The organism is Nostoc sp. NOS(2021) (assembly GCF_017115025.1).
GTDB lineage: Bacteria > Cyanobacteriota > Cyanobacteriia > Cyanobacteriales > Nostocaceae > Nostoc.
The window spans coordinates 23,490-38,274 of sequence record NZ_JABXKM010000099.1; the positions used below are offsets into that span (position 1 = coordinate 23,490).

Sequence of the window (14,785 nt, forward strand, 5' to 3'; positions counted from 1 at the left end):
CCCAACTAAAATCTTAACTGCTAATCAGGGCTAAAATTTATTAGCTTAAGCAATGTTAAATACTAGTATCTTTGGTAAGACATTTCTGTAAGTAGAAGCTAAAATGTCTCTAAACTTACACACAGGCATTAACAATTCAAAATTCAAAATGGTGTACCGTTTTGTGGTTGAACGGTAATCTCAATTAGAGCATAAGCTTCACCAGTTTCTTCACCTACCGCCTTAAAGGTATATAAATCCCCAAGCACCCAGTATGAAGAACCTTGTCTGGTTGCTGTAATAAGCTGCTGTACATTGACTGTCATGATGATTTCCTTTTGAAATTTACCTTTGAACCTCACAGAAACTTTAGTTGCCAAAAGCATTGGCATTGTCAGTCGATGCATTGGCATTGCAAGTCGATGCATTAGCATTGTCAGTCGATGCATTAGCATTGTCAGTCGATGCATTGGCATTGTCAGTCGATGCATTGGCATTGCAAGTCGATGCATTAACATTGTCAGTCGATGCATTAACATTGCAGGTCAAAAAACTTGTGTGTACACCGTAGCTTTTTCCAGGGGGCTAGGGGAAAGCAAAATTGCGACTTAAGTAACTGGGGTGGCTTCCACTTGACCAGTCTGGGCATTATCACTAACTTTCAGAACGGTATCCATCGCATCAGCACCCATCCGAGCAGCTATTTCCGGGCAGGGTTTATTGGCATGGATGTTAACTTGAGTGCTATCTTTCTTCTCTAGGCTGACTTCTCGCCGCCCATATTTCAGAACAGTTGACATCCAAACTAACTCGTCCATAAACTTTTCCATGCGGCGAATGTAGGTTGGTTTGTCAATTAAATTGCTCGACTCATCAAATAGTTTCTGAACGTTGCTAAAGTTGAGGTCATAAAAAATAGTTATTAGTCCCAACTCCCGCATCACAGGTAAGAGGTTTTGGATTACCCTTGTGCCACCAAAGGGCCCTGATGAAACGCCACATAGTCCAACGGCTTTATGAATGTATTCTTTGAGGCAGGTATCAAGCACGTGTTTGAGCAAACCCGGATAACCGTGGTTATACTCTGGTGCAACGATAATTAATCCATCTGCTCGCTCAATAGTTGCAGAAAATTGAGGGTCTTTGAGTGATTCTCCTGCATCATCTGTAGCGATCGCAATATCTCTAATATCGATTAGTTCGGTTTCTAGGCGATCGCGTGCTGCAACCTGCTCCACAATAAATTTAGCAACGTATTCACTTTGGCGACCTTGACGGGGAGTACCAAGAATCACTGGAATAAATAAGGATGAATCTGACATAGTTTTTTTCTCGCTACTGTTCCTGATAATTCCAAAATAGCCCACCATCCACAAAGAAAGTCCTACCTGTAATGTAGTCAGCATTAGAAGACGCCAGAAACGCCCGACATCTTGCGGTTGACCTAAACGACCAAGAGAAATATTTTGTAATAACGCACCTAACTTTTCTCGATCGTTCAACAGCTTGGTATTAATAGGAGTTTCTATTCCTCCCGGTGCAACGTTATGACACCGCTTATTTCTACCTATTAAATTGTTGTATAAATTTACATTTAGTTAAGTAAAAATTCATAATTTTGTTGTATGCAAATAGCAGATGTCTCTAGTAAAATCTTTCTATCAAACTAGTCCAGCGTCGCGGTAGCGAGTCCGCGAGCGTCTTGATTCTGACTTCTGAATTCTTCTTCAATTTTATAACCCATGCAATAGGCATCCATGAGGAAAGAGTGTTTAATTACCTGTAGTTATTCAATGAAGATTTGATTGATATAAATACTAGATATTTGCAATAAATCTCATCAATAGACAATATTTATTACTTTTACTTACAACTTGTGAGCTAAATCACACTAGCAACCTAAGCACTGAAATAAAATTATATTTATGCATAAAATATTACGAACGCAATGATGGAATTACTTGAACTAATTTTGGTGCTAACTACAGTAGTTGGTGTTGCAGACGGGAACACAATTTTGGTTAAAGATAATGCAGGACAAACAACTACAATCAAGCTAGCGTGTATTAATGCACCAGAGGCGACTGACCAGCCCTATGCTTTAGCAGCAACACAAAAGCTAAAACAGCTACTACCACCTCAAAGTCCTGTAGTGATTAGAAGCACAGAACAACTCAAAAGTGGTCGCACAGCTGGTGAAGTGTTTGTGGATAATCGGTCAGTAAATCTCCTTTTGGTAGAGTCAGGTAATGCCGTTGTTGACCGAGAATCTTTACAAAATTGCTCCGAAAGCAAAACCCAATTTTTAATTGCAGAAGCTAATGCTAAAAATAAGCGCTTGGGATTGTGGCAGCAATCAAAAGCGCAGTTGAAGTTTCATGCTAAGTCAGCACTTACATTGTCAGTTATGACTAATTGCGTTCGCCTAAGTTTGAGCAGTTTTAGGATTGCTGTACTTATTTCATTATTCTAGATTTTTCATATTTATTTTTTGTAAATAGTTGCCTTTTTAATATCACCAATCAATTCATCAATCCTTGATTTTGTTGTGTTCCAAGAACACATAAAACGTACTCCTCCCACACCAATAAATGTATAAAACTGCCAATTGTTTGCTTTTAAGGCGTGAATGACTTGTTCTGGTAGTTTAACAAACACGGCGTTGGCTTCTCTGGGAAACATCAAGTCAACACCTTCTATGTTTAATAGTTGATTTTCTAAGTAATCAGCACATTGATTGGCATGTCTGGCATTTTTTAGCCAAGCACCAGTTTCTAATAAACCCAACCAGGGAGCAGAAATAAACCGCATTTTTGAGGCTAGCTGACCTGCTTGCTTGCATCGATAATCAAAATCCTCTGCTAGCTCTTTGTTGAAGAAAAGAATGGCTTCACCTAATGCCATTCCATTTTTTGTACCACAAAAGCACAACACATCCACTCCAGTTTTCCAAGTAATTTCAGCAGGGCTTTGATTCATCGCGGCAACTGCATTTGCAAACCGAGCGCCATCCATATGAATCTTTAAGTTATACTTTTTCGCAACTTCTTTAATTTTCAGAAGTTCTTCAACAGAATATAAAGTTCCTAATTCAGTTGATTGTGTGATGCTAATAACTTTAGGTTTGGGATAATGAATGTCAGTACGTCTAGTGACAATTGCCTCTATCGCCTCTGATGTTAACTTGCCATTTTTACCTGGAGCAAGTAACAGTTTAGAGCCATTAGATGCAAATTCAGGTGCGCCACATTCATCTGTTTCTATGTGAGATGTTTCATGACAAATGACGCTGTGATATGACTGACAAAGGGCAGCTAAAGATAAAGAATTTGCGGCTGTACCGTTAAAGGTAAAAAATACTTCACAATCAATTTCAAAGAGTTCCCGAAAATAATCTGTGGCTTTTTGAGTCCATTCATCATTTCCATAGGCTGGAACACTACCTTGATTTGCCTTAATCATATATTCCAGCGCTTCTGGACAAATGCCAGAGGAATTATCACTTGCAAACTGCTCTGAGTTACTATTCATAATCTCTACGTTGATTTTTATCAGTAATTTTTACAATATTAGTGAATAATTTTGGCACTTGCCAACTCTAAGATTGACGGGGATGCTATTAACCTCTCAAATTATCTCAGAACTCTGCTAATTAAAAGAACTTTGGATAGTAGTAAACTAGATGTTTCTCAGGACTTACGCAAAAAGGCAGTGAAAGCCTTGATTTACCGTAGGGGCAATTCATGAATTACCCCTACATTCCGTACTTGATGCGTAAGTCCTAGTTTCTATAGCCCTACTTAATCGTTGGTGAACAACAAGATTTCCAATTTTTTAGATAAGTCGGAAATCTGAATCTTTTGATTTTCACAAATAAAATAGAATTGCTATATCTTGCATTAACCTGTTAATAATTAGTTTTTGTTGTCGTAGCTTTTCTCTGAGTAGTTATCGCCCCAAATAGTATATTTATACTATAAAATGATATATGACTTTGCTGATGTCCACAGAAAACTAGAGTCTTAGTTTCCCGTTACTGAGACGTTAGATTACTACGGTGTCTTTGTCAGCTTTGCGTTGAGGGGATTTTGGGACGTTAACACCGCAAATAACTAAATATTATGCTAGAAAAATAAAGTTTGTTAATCATATACTTATAATGTACCATAAATGCCCTACCAATACAATAACTATGACATCACTCTTGTAGGGGTACAAATTGGGGAACCCGCCCAAGGCACTGGCTCACCAATGACTAATGACTAATAACTAATGACTGAACCATTGATTGAACTGAAAAGTGTTTCTAAGTCCTTTGGTAGCCATAAAGTTCTAGATAATGTAGACTTGACCATTTACCGGGGAGAAGCACTGGGGATTATTGGCCCATCAGGGACTGGTAAATCAACAATTTTACGGGTAATGGCGGGGGTACTTAGTCCCGATGAAGGAGAAATTTATGTGCAAGGAGTGCGGCGAGACGGTTTGATTGAGGATGGTGTCCAGGAGGTTGGCATTGGCATGGTGTTTCAGCAGGCGGCGCTATTTGATTCGCTGACGGTGGAGGAAAATGTGGGATTTTTACTTTATCAAAATTCAAAGCTACCGCGATCGCGCATCCGAGATTTGGTAAAAGAAAAATTGCAGATGGTAGGTTTACCAGGAATAGGCGACCTCTACCCAGCCGAACTTTCGGGGGGAATGCGAAAACGGGTAAGTTTTGCCCGTGCGATTATGTCTAACCCCGATAGCCCCACAGAAGGCGCAGAAGTTCTATTATACGATGAACCGACAGCCGGACTTGATCCCATTGCCTCAACAGTAATCGAAGATTTAATCCGTTATTTGCAAAGTTCACATGAAACTTGTAGTACCTATGCCGTTGTTACCCACCAAGCCAGCACTGCCCGCCGTACAGCTGATAGACTTATATTTCTCTATGAAGGTAAAGTGCAGTGGCAGGGTACAGTTAGTGAAATACACAACACAGAAAATCCGTTGATCAGACAATTTATCAGTGGAAGTGTGGAAGGACCGATTCAAGTCGGGGGCTAGAAACTTAAAAGTGAGGAGTTAAGAATGAGGAGTGAGGAGTTAAATTCGACTCATAACTCATAACTCATAACTCATAACTCCTTGTTGGTTGTTGGTAGAGGCAAAAAAATGCGAGGTCTTATGACAAGCAGCTTCGCGTCTGGGCGAACATTTCGAGAAGGCTCTGTGGGGTTATTACTCCTGCTAGGATTAGGGGTATTTGGATTACTCTTTTTGTGGTTAAATAGATTCACTGCTGCTGGTCGTTCATACAAAGCTATTGTGGAATTTGCTAACGCTGGCGGAATGCAAAAGGGAGCAGTAGTTCGTTATCGTGGCGTTAAGGTAGGAACTATTTCCCAGATTCTACCAGGCCCAAATGCCATTGATGTAGAGATTGAAATTGCCAAAACTGACCTAATTATCCCCCGAAATGTACTGGTGGAAGCTAATCAAAGCGGGTTAATTAGCGAAAGTATTATCGACATTACACCAAAAGCAACCTTACCTGCTGGGGTTGTGCTTGCTAAACCCCTAGATAAAAATTGTGATACCAGTCTCATCGTCTGTAATGGCTCTCGGTTAAAAGGTCAGGTTGGGATCAGTGTTGATGAACTAATTCGCAGTTCAACTGACCTAGCTGCTGCATACAATAACCCAAAATTTTATAGAAATGTGAATGGGGTTCTGGAAGCAACTACAGGCGCAGCATCCAGTTTTACTGAGCTAAGTCACGATCTCCGAGGTTTGACCAAAAGCTTACGACAACAACTAAACACATTTTCAGCCACTGCTAATTCAGTGCAACGGGCAACAAACAAACTTAATGCATCTGCAACTCAAACTATAGATAAATTTGGTGCAACTGCAACTCAAGCAAATCGTTTGCTGAACAACTTGGATAATCTGTTGACAACAAATCGTTCGGCGCTAGTTGGTGCTTTGAACAATATCACCGAAACCAGCAACCAACTGCGTGTTACAGTCAGTAGCTTATCACCATCTGTCAATCGATTGACTCAAGGAAAATTACTCAACAATTTAGAAACTCTTTCAGCAAATGCGGCGCAAGCCTCAGCTAATTTACGCGATGCTTCTAAAACCTTAAATGATCCAAAGAATGTGGTGCTGCTGCAACAAACTTTAGATTCAGCACGAGTAACGTTTGAAAATACCCAAAAAATTACATCTGATTTGGATGAATTGACAGGTGATCCGACTTTCCGCAAAAATCTGCTGCAATTGGTGAATGGTCTAAGTCATTTAGTATCTTCTACACAACAGATGCAGCAACAAGTGCAAGTTGCTAGTACTCTCGATTCGGTAAAAGCTGCTGTGAGCAAACCAAATAATCTAATTCCTACCCCAGCACCAACCCAACAGGCGGTGTTTCATGACAAATCTTTACCCGTCTATACAATTAATCCCTCACCTGCTAATTTTGAAACTGCCGATACCAACCTTCAACCAACCCCCAGTGAGTCTATCCCGAATTCATCCCAAGAAGACCTCTTGAAGCAGCTGCGGGAGTATGGTAAGCAACGGGAGCAACTGGAGACGGGGAAATAGGCAATACAGCTTGACAATTTTAAGTAAGATATTTTACTGTAAGGTGAGTGTGTTGAAACTCATCGACACCACTCCCCAGAACCTTGAAAACCGCATAATTCCGTTGACTGGTGTCGATTATTTGCACAGTAAGGGTTTCAAGCTGTAAAAAGCATCGCTTATTGAGAATTTTTGGAGAGTTGTTGATAATTTAAAAAGTGGTGTCGATTTGGGGGTCTCAAACCCTTGCTCAGTAAGCTTTCCAAAACGTAACTCTTTACATAACCACTTCCCCTAACGGGGATGGAAACCTACAACAATCACTTTGTAACCAGTCGCTTTGACTTTACATAACCACTTCCCCTAACGGGGATGGAAACTTTATATTGTGAGCTTTGTTTTTGACAAAGCTATTTTTCTTTACATAACCACTTCCCCTAACGGGGATGGAAACGTTTTACAGCGTCTCTTGCCATTTCGGCTGCCTCCCTTTGACTTTACATAACCACTTCCCCTAACGGGGATGGAAACCCGCTGTTATGGCGCTGGAACATAAGGAACATAAACTTTACATAACCACTTCCCCTAACGGGGATGGAAACTTTACGAAGCCTGAGGGCAAACTTCCGTGATAACTAACTTTACATAACCACTTCCCCTAACGGGGATGGAAACGCTTTACCCAATTTGGAGGCGCTGCTTGAAAAATGCTTGCTTTACATAACCACTTCCCCTAACGGGGATGGAAACACACAAATCACTAATGTAATTTCTACAATTGCCCTTTACATAACCACTTCCCCTAACGGGGATGGAAACGTTATTCAGCAACAATTCACATACGGCAATTTGGCCCCTTTCCTTTACATAACCACTTCCCCTAACGGGGATGGAAACTCCATTTTGTGTTTCTAACCGAATAGTAACATCATGCAATTTCTTTACATAACCACTTCCCCTAACGGGGATGGAAACATGGCAACCATCGCAATACTAGTTCCTAAACCTTTCTTTACATAACCACTTCCCCTAACGGGGATGGAAACTTCAACTTTTCCAGCCGTTTGGGCTACACAGCGTGTCTTTACATAACCACTTCCCCTAACGGGGATAGAAACGCCTTGGACAACCCTTGAAACGTCGAACTTTTACCTTTACATAACCACTTCCCCTAACGGGGATGGAAACTGAAGCAGACAAAGCGATCGCAAAGGGCACTGAACTTTCCGGCGATCGCTTCCAGGACACTGCATCAAGGACAATCCCTTGACCTTTGAAGTTACGATTTGGTAATTTAGATGCTGAATTAGAGGCGATTATTCCTCAGTTAATGCAGTTATCTAGGTAAGAATATTTTGTCTTACTTTTACAGGCTGACCGTGAGGAATTATTATCACGGTTTCAAAGGTAAGTAGGTAGGCACGATCAAACTGATATATGTTTAGTTTTGTAAAAACGGTGAAATAACGAATTTGTAAGATATGTGCTGAATTTAGATTTCGTTACATACTTGGAAGTTTTCCGGGCTTGGTGTTTACGCAATACTGGATCACAATCAAGGTTTTTAATAGAAACTATATCAGCATAAGCACAGAAAGCTCTATCCTCTAAAAGTACATCTCCATGATTGAGAAATTCATATAATTTTCTAGCTAATTTAATATCATAAGTGTTCAGGACATCGATAACTAGCGCAACGGCGGCTCCAGTCGCTAAACTAAAATATCACACCAATTTTGACTCTTTGATGAGTAGTGCAGGTCAAACACGAACATGACAGAAGAATTCAATACGCAGGGCGCAGAAAATGTGGTTGCGATGCCTTCTCTTCGAGACGCTTTGCGAACGGCGGGCGCAGCCATCGCTAACCAATTCGCCCAATGGGGGAAGGTTACAGGCGTTAAAGCATTTGGAAGTGGTAATATCAATGACACCTTCTTAGTAACTCTAGATTCCTCAGAAGAACAACATTTTGTCCTGCAACGCATCAACACGCAGGTATTTCGTCAGCCACAACTGATTATGCAGAATATGCGTACCTTCACTGAGCATGTTCGCAAACGGTTGCAGCACACACCCCTAAATCGTCGCTGGGAAGTACCACGCGTACTATTAACCAAGGATGCTCAAGACCACTGGAGGGATGCAGACGGCTCCTTTTGGCGGGCGATTAGCTTTATTGAAGGTTCCCAGTCCTTTGATACTATGCGCGATCGCACATACGCGCAAGAAATCGGTTATGCCTTGGGAATGTTCCACAATCTGATCAGCGATTTGCCACCAGAAAAACTTGCCGACACCCTTCAAGGGTTCCATATTACACCACTTTATCTCCAGCATTACGAGGAAGTATTGGCGAAAACTAGGGCGCGTCAATCTGCTGAAGTTAATTATTGCTTGCAGTTTGTTAGCGATCGCCAAACCTTTGCACATATCCTAGAAAATGCCAAAGTTGAAGGCATTCTACCCCTGCGTTTGATGCACGGTGATCCAAAAATTAATAATGTCATGTTTGACACTGTTACCCAGCAAGCCGTCAGCGTCATAGACCTCGACACTGTTAAACCCGGTCTGGTACATTATGATATTGGTGATTGCTTGCGATCGGGTTGCAATCCGGCTGGAGAAGAAACTGAGAATTGGGAAAGTATTTATTTTGATACTGATTTGTGTCAGGGAATCCTAAAAGGTTATCTCTCAGTGGCAAAGGCGTTTCTGACTGAGAATGACTATGCATATATATATGATGCGATTCGTCTGATCACCTTTGAACTAGGACTAAGATTTTTTGCTGATTATTTAGCAGGGAATGTCTACTTTAAAGTTAAGCACCCAGAACATAACTTGGTAAGAGCGATCGTCCAGTTTAAGCTTACCGAAAGTATTGAATCTCAAGAAATGCAGATTCGTAATATTATTAAAGACATGAAATGAACGACCAGACATTTTCTCTGCAACCCTTCCCTTCTACAAAATCTCTGCCTAATTTGAAAATTGCAGGCAATATTGCTCGAAATGGTAATAAACTTGTCATCTGCTATGTGCTTGAAGGCGATTTAAAAGAAATTGCGTTGGCAAAGCCTACCGTTCGCGTAGCGTCTCGCACAGAAGGTATCGCTCCACCATCAAATACACGCTCACGCAAGCATGAATTGTGGAAAGACACTTGCTTTGAGTTCTTCCTTGGCATCAAAGATTCTCTACGGTATTGGGAATTCAACCTCTCCCCTGCCGGACACTGGAATGTCTATCGCTTTGATGGCTACCGTCAAGGAATGCAAGAGGAAACAGCTTTTACAACACTTCCGTTTAGCGTTCAGAATCAAGCCGACGGTTTAGCACTTGTGTTGGATGTCGATTTGAATAAAATCGTCTCGGCAAACCAAGCTATTGAAGTTGGCATTACTACAGTTATTAAAGATAAAGATGGTGAGGTGACTTACTGGGCGTTAACTCATCGAAGCGCGGAGGCTGACTTTCATCTGCGAGACAGTTTCATAATTAAATTGTTAGACTTGACCTGGAAATAAAATTTATCCTAAATATGTCGGCGTTGCTGATTGATGGGATGAATTTTGTCTCACGCAAAGGCGCAAATACTGTACCTTTAGTCTTGGGAAAAAATCTCAATTCATTCCACAAATACTAATAATTTCCAAAAGCAGGTTACCTTACCTGTTTTGAGCCAATTGAGTTTTTCACCTATTGATAATTCTTGGACACAAGTTAATAATATAGAAGAAGCAGCTTACGAAGTATTTATTTATGAAAAAGAAAAAAACTATGCTGCTGTATTACAAACGATAAATGGTGATTACAACTTATAGCAATACAACAATTTAGACCAGTTAAAGTTTTATGTAGATCATATTTATAGCCCAGATGTAATCCGAAAATACATAATTTGAATGCGATCGCCCAATATTTAGTAAGGTACAACATTTGCTCGTCTGTAATTGGGCGTTTTGAAAGCAGATTGCGATCGCTCATCGCCATAGGTTAGTTTCCCCATAGTTGTATCGGCTGTACTTCATCAATGAGGTACACTAAAAGCAGAAGTTAAACACCAGTTGTGTGATTATGTTGTCTATCGAACAACTGATACAAGAAGTATTGTCTTTGCCAAGTGAATCAAGAGCATTTCTGGCAGAAAAGCTGCTTGAAAGCCTAGAATTTGACATTGATCCAATGGTTGAGGCTGGTTGGATGACTGAGGCAAAACGGCGGCGAGATGAAATCCGCAGCGGTGCTGTTGAGCCGATACCAGGGGACGAGGCATTAGCACAGAGCAGGCGACTTCTTGAACAATGAAATATGTATTTCACCCTAAGGCGCTGACTGAATATTCTCAAGCAGTTCAATATTATGCCGAAAGTCGTGTAGAGTTAGCACAAGGGTTTATCGATGCAGTGGAAGATACAGTTTATCAAATTAGGGAGTCACCGACTCGCTGTCCACTAATCGATGAAGACGCTCGACGATGCCTGACACGAAAGTTTCCCTACGGTATTATCTATACAATCGAGCAAGACTACATTCTAATTCTTGCTGTTATGCATTGCAGTCGAGAGTCTGGATACTGGAAAAGTCGTAGAAGCCCGATGCCGTTTCAATTTGTTGAAAAGTTAGGATTGCAGTCGAGAGTCTGGATACTGGAAAAGTCGTAGAGAATAGCGATCACCACAATCCGCCAGTTTTGGAAGTAGATTGCGATCGCATTTATTTTGAGTATGAACTGGTTAGTGCATTACCCATAGCGAAGATCAGCTTTTAGCTACGTTTCACTCGATATTGAGACGATGTGATACTTCACTCAAGAAGCTATTCAATTGTTTTAAACTTGAATTACCGTCGTAAATTTGTGTGTAGCGCTCGCTCATGACACAAAACACATTGAAAGTTCATGCATTTTGGGATAAAGATGCAGAAGTTTGGGTTGCAACTAGTGAAGACGTGCCGGGATTGGTAACAGAAGCTTCTACGATTGAGTCTCTTATATCATGTCCGGGTAATTAGTTGTGATTCCCATAGTCATTGCACCCCACCCCTTAATCCCCTCCCCGCCGGCGGGGAGGGGAGACAAAACGCAGCTTTGGCGGGGTGGGGTTCTTCGGGTTTAATAAGTAATCAAGCGGACATGATATTACAGAAAAACTCAGAGAAATGATTCCAGAACTCCTTATTCTGAATAAAATTGTGCCATTCGACGGTTGAGCGATCGCGATCCTATCTGAGTTGTGAAAGTGGAGAATAGCGATCGCTACATCTAAAACGTGACGATTTTACGCCAAGTTATACTTATTGACACAATTCAGTTTTCACATGGTCTGCCAGTCGAATTGCCAAGGCGACAATGGTAAGCGTAGGATTAGCATAGCCTCCTGTAGGGAAAACAGAGCTACCTGTTATGAATAAATTAGAGATGCCGTGAACTTGACAATTTGCATCTACTACTCCTTGTTTTGGGTCATCATGCATACGCGTTGTTCCCATATTATGATGCGTACTAAGAGAAGCAACTGGACGATCTCCATCCAATTCAATCTGCAACTCACCCAGTCCTGCACTAGCAAATTCTTCTGCAAATAGGAACTGCGATCGCTTCACACTGCAAATATCTATTTCATTCCAATGATTAGTTAATTTTGCTTGAGGACAACCAAGTTTGTCTAGTTGATTACTGAGTGTCACCCGATTATCTGGATTTGGGGTTTGTTCAGTTTGGCTGAGAACTTCAAACTTTGTATATTTCTGCTCATTACCTTCATGGTCAGACCATCCTCCATGACTCAAATCAGGGAACAAATATTCTTTTTTGATATTATACTTATACCAATCAGCTACTAAATCATCAATATTCGTAATTACATTTTGCAAATGTTTAAAAACATTCTTAGGTAACTGCCCTTGTCGAACTGAAGAGAACAAAATTTTTGCAGAAGCCTTTGCTGCCGATCTAAACCTTTGATCTCTAGGATATAACAACGCGGTCATATTTAGTAATTTTTCGCGGCGCATAACTTGTTCCGTCAGGGCAAATTTTCCCATCACTGCGACATTATTCACCCGACGTAAGTCATACAAAGCCATCGAATTAAAGATTTTGCGATTTTGCGGAACAAGCATACCACAACGGATAAAAGGATGATCCATAAAGAACCTACCCACTAAATCATGTTGATTGCCTAATCCATTCTTTTGAATTCGGTTTGATAGCAACAATAAACGTGCGTTTTCAATACCACCTGCGGCTAAAATAAATACTTTGGCAACAACCCAAAACTTATTACCTGATAAACAAGCTACTTGTACACGTTTCACTGTCTGGGCTGCTTCATCTGCCTCAATTTCTACCACGTTGGCGTTGAGAAAGGTGCTGATATTAGGAGATTGATTAATTTGGTGGCGATATTCATTGGTGAAAATATCGCGTGGGCCAAACTGAAACATACTAGTAGTAACTCGATCACTTGTGAAATGTGTCCGAGGAGATTGAGCAGTTTCCCAAGCCTCAGCTTCATAAGCAAAAGAACCGAGTTTACAAACCGCTTGAGCACGTTCATAAAATGGATTCAGGTGAGATTTACTAAAAGGCCAGCCACTGTATGGTATCCAATCTCGTTTTTCAAAATCTATTTCGTCTAACGGCACATGCCTCAGACCAAGTTGATTTTTATTGATTTCAATATTCCAGACATTAGCTAGTCCACCAAATTGACGATGACGCATATCTTGCAGTGGTGGAAAAGGATCTCCAACAGTTTCACCCTCACCAAGAGATGCAGTCTCTTGATTAAATTCCATGTCGCCACTTTCTAGTAAGCAAACTTGAAAGTCTTGCCCAATTAATTCTCGTGCAAGTGTAATTCCTGCTGGGCCACCACCAACTATACAAACTTCGGTATTGATAACTTCATCTATTGGCAATTTCCGGCTATCAATCAACATTAATTTAATTCCTTTCAATCTAATTTATTATTCTTAACCACAGAAGCACATAGATAATTAATTGATGTAAATCTGTGGTTTTATTTTCATAAAATTGACTTTTGCAAGAAGTTTACCGTTTCATTCAGCCTATGAAACACTCGGTATCGCAGAACGAATTGCATTAATAAAATTTTGGGCATAATTCTGCGTTGAGAAATCGAGGGCGCGTTGTCGTGCAGCTATTCCCGCACTCTGGGCAAATTCTTGCTCGTCAAGATAGCGGAGAATTGCGATCGCTAATTTATCCGCATCGCCGTAAGGTGTTAATAGTCCATTCATGCCATCGGTAATAATCTCTGTCGGGCCGCCTGCACTGCCAGCAATTACAGGTTTACCCAGCGCCATCGCCTCAATAATCACAATCCCAAACGGCTCTTTATCTGATGCATGAACAAATACATCCATCGCCTGCACCCACTCCGGGATATTACGCTGTAGCCCAGCCATAATTACTTGGTCTTTCAAGCCCAATGCGGCAATTTCTGCTTTTAAGAAGTCCTGATAATCCGGTTCCAAATCGTGTTTACCGCCAACCACTACACAATGGGCATCGGGATACTTCTGTAAAATTTTGGGCATCGCTTGCACCAGTACATGCATTCCTTTCCATCGTTGCAATCGTCCAACAATTCCAATCAACGGCCCGTGTAAAGGTAAACCCAACTTCCGCCGTGCTTCTTCAGGAGAAGGTAAAGCATTAGGCTCAAATCGGTCTAATGCGACACCAGGATAAACTAAAGGTGTTGGTCTGTGGGGCCAAATCTCTGCCTGTGCTTGCTTGCCATCTTGCGAGAGGGTGATAATTGCCCGCGCTGGGATTAAAGTAGCGATTCGTACCAACCAAGTCTGATCACTAGGCACTTCTAGTTGATACCACACAGCAGGCAAGCCCGCCAGCATCGCCGCCAAGCCTCCAGATATATGCGTGATCCACATCCAATTGACAATTATATCTGCACGTTCGCGGCGGCCGATCGCAGCTATCCGAAAAACAGCAGCAATAAAACGGTGGATTTGGCGTAAACGTCCACTTTCCACAACTCGCGCATCAATACCGAGGGACTTTACTTCTTCTACCATCGGGCCGTCTTCTAAAAATATCACCAGCCACTCAACACCGGCATTACGTCCCTGCTGCACCAAATCCCAAAGCATCATTTCACCGCCACCTCGTTGCTCGGCTAGTGGCATTACAATAATTACTTTCATAATCTATAACTATCCTATTTAATTT

14 protein-coding genes and 1 CRISPR repeat array are annotated in these 14,785 nt (G+C 41.2%); of the genes, 9 read left to right on the top strand and 5 right to left on the bottom strand.

Annotated features, from left to right (window positions below):
• Positions 1-143: 143 nt before the first annotated feature.
• Both HWQ41_RS12080 and HWQ41_RS12085 read right to left on the bottom strand, forming a co-directional pair.
• Positions 144-491, bottom strand: coding sequence for a hypothetical protein (locus HWQ41_RS12080; protein WP_292762960.1), 348 nt, complete (start codon positions 489-491; stop codon positions 144-146).
• A gap of 96 nt (positions 492-587) precedes the next feature.
• Positions 588-1,481, bottom strand: coding sequence for an NADPH-dependent FMN reductase (locus HWQ41_RS12085; protein ID WP_292762963.1), 894 nt, complete (start codon positions 1,479-1,481; stop codon positions 588-590).
• 446 nt (positions 1,482-1,927) lie between these two features.
• Here HWQ41_RS12085 and HWQ41_RS12090 point away from each other — a divergent pair, with 446 nt between their 5' ends.
• The gene (locus HWQ41_RS12090; RefSeq protein ID WP_292762965.1) at positions 1,928-2,452 is read left to right on the top strand and encodes a thermonuclease family protein; all 525 of its coding nucleotides are present in this window, start codon (positions 1,928-1,930) and stop codon (positions 2,450-2,452) included.
• Between the two features lie 11 nt (positions 2,453-2,463).
• Here HWQ41_RS12090 and HWQ41_RS12095 read toward each other — a convergent pair whose 3' ends face one another.
• A complete protein-coding gene (locus HWQ41_RS12095) occupies positions 2,464-3,510 on the bottom strand; it encodes a low specificity L-threonine aldolase (protein WP_292762968.1) in 1,047 nt (348 codons plus the stop codon).
• 741 nt (positions 3,511-4,251) lie between these two features.
• Here HWQ41_RS12095 and HWQ41_RS12100 point away from each other — a divergent pair.
• From HWQ41_RS12100 to HWQ41_RS12135, 8 genes are all read left to right on the top strand, one after another.
• Positions 4,252-5,034 (top strand): ABC transporter ATP-binding protein, encoded by a 783-nt coding sequence (locus HWQ41_RS12100; protein ID WP_292762971.1) that lies wholly within the window; start codon positions 4,252-4,254, stop codon positions 5,032-5,034.
• A 108-nt stretch (positions 5,035-5,142) separates the two neighbouring features.
• Complete coding sequence (locus HWQ41_RS12105) at positions 5,143-6,582, top strand: MlaD family protein (RefSeq protein ID WP_292762973.1); 1,440 nt, start codon at positions 5,143-5,145, stop codon at positions 6,580-6,582.
• A 254-nt stretch (positions 6,583-6,836) separates the two neighbouring features.
• Positions 6,837-7,749: a CRISPR direct-repeat array (repeat unit 36 nt; unit sequence CTTTACATAACCACTTCCCCTAACGGGGATGGAAAC).
• 585 nt (positions 7,750-8,334) lie between these two features.
• Positions 8,335-9,495 carry an aminoglycoside phosphotransferase family protein gene (locus HWQ41_RS12110; protein WP_292762975.1) on the top strand — a complete coding sequence of 387 codons (1,161 nt, stop codon included), beginning with the start codon at positions 8,335-8,337 and terminating at the stop codon, positions 9,493-9,495.
• Entirely contained in the window at positions 9,492-10,091 is a 600-nt protein-coding gene (locus tag HWQ41_RS12115) for a DOMON-like domain-containing protein (protein ID WP_292762978.1), read from the top strand. The genes HWQ41_RS12110 and HWQ41_RS12115 overlap by 4 nt, the downstream gene beginning before the upstream one ends.
• 159 nt (positions 10,092-10,250) lie before the next feature.
• Positions 10,251-10,388, top strand: a complete 138-nt coding sequence (locus tag HWQ41_RS12120) for a hypothetical protein (protein ID WP_292762981.1) — start codon at positions 10,251-10,253, stop codon at positions 10,386-10,388.
• 253 nt (positions 10,389-10,641) lie between these two features.
• A complete protein-coding gene (locus HWQ41_RS12125; RefSeq protein WP_292762983.1) occupies positions 10,642-10,872 on the top strand; it encodes an addiction module protein in 231 nt (76 codons plus the stop codon).
• A complete protein-coding gene (locus HWQ41_RS12130) occupies positions 10,869-11,228 on the top strand; it encodes a type II toxin-antitoxin system RelE/ParE family toxin (RefSeq protein ID WP_292762985.1) in 360 nt (119 codons plus the stop codon). The genes HWQ41_RS12125 and HWQ41_RS12130 overlap by 4 nt, the downstream gene beginning before the upstream one ends.
• Positions 11,229-11,439: 211 nt before the next feature.
• The gene (locus tag HWQ41_RS12135; RefSeq protein ID WP_292762987.1) at positions 11,440-11,577 is read left to right on the top strand and encodes a DUF1902 domain-containing protein; all 138 of its coding nucleotides are present in this window, start codon (positions 11,440-11,442) and stop codon (positions 11,575-11,577) included.
• A 282-nt stretch (positions 11,578-11,859) separates the two neighbouring features.
• Here the strand turns inward: HWQ41_RS12135 and HWQ41_RS12140 are convergent, their stop codons facing one another.
• Both HWQ41_RS12140 and HWQ41_RS12145 read right to left on the bottom strand, forming a co-directional pair.
• The gene (locus HWQ41_RS12140; protein WP_292762990.1) at positions 11,860-13,509 is read right to left on the bottom strand and encodes a GMC family oxidoreductase; all 1,650 of its coding nucleotides are present in this window, start codon (positions 13,507-13,509) and stop codon (positions 11,860-11,862) included.
• A gap of 129 nt (positions 13,510-13,638) precedes the next feature.
• Positions 13,639-14,760 (bottom strand): glycosyltransferase family 4 protein, encoded by a 1,122-nt coding sequence (locus HWQ41_RS12145; protein WP_292762992.1) that lies wholly within the window; start codon positions 14,758-14,760, stop codon positions 13,639-13,641.
• Positions 14,761-14,785: the final 25 nt, after the last annotated feature.

What these genes read in the sequence shown, in the direction of transcription:
- HWQ41_RS12080 (WP_292762960.1), bottom strand. Translation starts at nt 491, where the DNA reads ATGCATCGACTTGCAATGCCAATGCATCGACTGACAATGCCAATGCAT.
- HWQ41_RS12090 (WP_292762965.1), top strand. Translation starts at nt 1,928, where the DNA reads ATGATGGAATTACTTGAACTAATTTTGGTGCTAACTACAGTAGTTGGT.
- HWQ41_RS12095 (WP_292762968.1), bottom strand. Translation starts at nt 3,510, where the DNA reads ATGAATAGTAACTCAGAGCAGTTTGCAAGTGATAATTCCTCTGGCATT.
- HWQ41_RS12100 (WP_292762971.1), top strand. Translation starts at nt 4,252, where the DNA reads ATGACTGAACCATTGATTGAACTGAAAAGTGTTTCTAAGTCCTTTGGT.
- HWQ41_RS12105 (WP_292762973.1), top strand. Translation starts at nt 5,143, where the DNA reads ATGCGAGGTCTTATGACAAGCAGCTTCGCGTCTGGGCGAACATTTCGA.
- HWQ41_RS12110 (WP_292762975.1), top strand. Translation starts at nt 8,335, where the DNA reads ATGACAGAAGAATTCAATACGCAGGGCGCAGAAAATGTGGTTGCGATG.
- HWQ41_RS12115 (WP_292762978.1), top strand. Translation starts at nt 9,492, where the DNA reads ATGAACGACCAGACATTTTCTCTGCAACCCTTCCCTTCTACAAAATCT.
- HWQ41_RS12125 (WP_292762983.1), top strand. Translation starts at nt 10,642, where the DNA reads ATGTTGTCTATCGAACAACTGATACAAGAAGTATTGTCTTTGCCAAGT.
- HWQ41_RS12130 (WP_292762985.1), top strand. Translation starts at nt 10,869, where the DNA reads ATGAAATATGTATTTCACCCTAAGGCGCTGACTGAATATTCTCAAGCA.
- HWQ41_RS12135 (WP_292762987.1), top strand. Translation starts at nt 11,440, where the DNA reads ATGACACAAAACACATTGAAAGTTCATGCATTTTGGGATAAAGATGCA.
- HWQ41_RS12140 (WP_292762990.1), bottom strand. Translation starts at nt 13,509, where the DNA reads ATGTTGATTGATAGCCGGAAATTGCCAATAGATGAAGTTATCAATACC.
- HWQ41_RS12145 (WP_292762992.1), bottom strand. Translation starts at nt 14,760, where the DNA reads ATGAAAGTAATTATTGTAATGCCACTAGCCGAGCAACGAGGTGGCGGT.